The organism is Methylomonas sp. LWB (genome assembly GCF_001856095.1).
Lineage (GTDB): Bacteria > Pseudomonadota > Gammaproteobacteria > Methylococcales > Methylomonadaceae > Methylomonas > Methylomonas koyamae_A.
The window spans coordinates 1-1447 of record NZ_MKMC01000071.1 but is presented as its reverse complement, the minus strand read 5'-3'; the positions used below and the strand labels follow the sequence as shown (position 1 = coordinate 1447).

The 1447-nt window shown below is 55.1% G+C and carries 1 rRNA gene; it reads left to right on the top strand.

The annotated features are described in order from the left end of the window. A 23S ribosomal RNA gene (locus BJL95_RS20730) occupies positions 1-1400 on the top strand; the annotation flags it as partial. Between the last annotated feature and the right edge of the window lie 47 nt (positions 1401-1447).

The following is a 1447-nucleotide window of genomic DNA, read 5'->3' as shown; positions in this document are numbered from 1 at the left end:
GCCGTTCATCAAGCCTGAGAGGTGACGCATAGCCGAATGAGGCGAATTCAGTGATCCTATGCTGCCGAGAAAAGCCTCTAGCGAGCTTTCACACGGCCCGTACCCCAAACCGACACAGGTGGTCAGGTAGAGAATACTAAGGCGATCGAGATAACTATGGTTAAGGAACTCGGCAAAATGCCCCCGTAACTTCGGGAGAAGGGGGGCCTCGTCCGGTGATCACTCTTGCAGTGTGAGCTGGGTGGGGCCGCAGAGACCAGTGAGAAGCGACTGTTTACTAAAAACACAGGTCCGTGCGAAGTCGTAAGACGATGTATACGGACTGACGCCTGCCCGGTGCTGGAAGGTTAAGAGGACCGGTTAGCCAGCAATGGCGAAGCTGAGAATTTAAGCCCCAGTAAACGGCGGTGGTAACTATAACCATCCTAAGGTAGCGAAATTCCTTGTCGGGTAAGTTCCGACCTGCACGAATGGCGTAACGACTTCTCAGCTGTCTCAACCATAGACTCGGCGAAATTGCATTACGAGTAAAGATGCTCGTTACGCGCGGCAGGACGAAAAGACCCCGGGACCTTCACTACAGCTTGGTATTGGTGTTCGGTTCGGTTTGTGTAGGATAGGTGGGAGACTGTGAAGCGCTCACGCCAGTGAGTGTGGAGTCGTTGTTGAAATACCACTCTGATCGTATTGGACCTCTAACCTCGGACCATGATCTGGTTCAGGGACAGTGCCTGGTGGGTAGTTTAACTGGGGCGGTTGCCTCCCAAAATGTAACGGAGGCGCCCAAAGGTTCCCTCAGCCTGGTTGGCAATCAGGTGTCGAGTGCAAGTGCACAAGGGAGCTTGACTGTGAGACTGACAGGTCGAGCAGGGACGAAAGTCGGGACTAGTGATCCGGCACCGGCAAGTGGAAGCGGTGTCGCTCAACGGATAAAAGGTACCCCGGGGATAACAGGCTGATCTTCCCCAAGAGTCCATATCGACGGGATGGTTTGGCACCTCGATGTCGGCTCGTCGCATCCTGGGGCTGGAGTAGGTCCCAAGGGTTGGGCTGTTCGCCCATTAAAGCGGCACGCGAGCTGGGTTTAGAACGTCGTGAGACAGTTCGGTCTCTATCCGCCGCGCGCGTAAGAAACTTGAGGAAGGCTGTCCCTAGTACGAGAGGACCGGGACGGACGAACCTCTGGTGTGCCAGTTGTTCCACCAGGAGCACCGCTGGTTAGCTACGTTCGGAAGGGATAACCGCTGAAAGCATCTAAGCGGGAAGCCTGTTCCAAGATGAGGTTTCTCACCCCCTCGAGGGGGTAAGGCCCCCGGCAGACCACCGGGTTGATAGGCCAGAACTGGAAGTCCGGTAACGGATGCAGGTGACTGGTACTAATAGGCCGAGGACTTACCACAAAGAAGCTACGCGTCCACTGTGCAGTATCTGAAACAACACACACGTT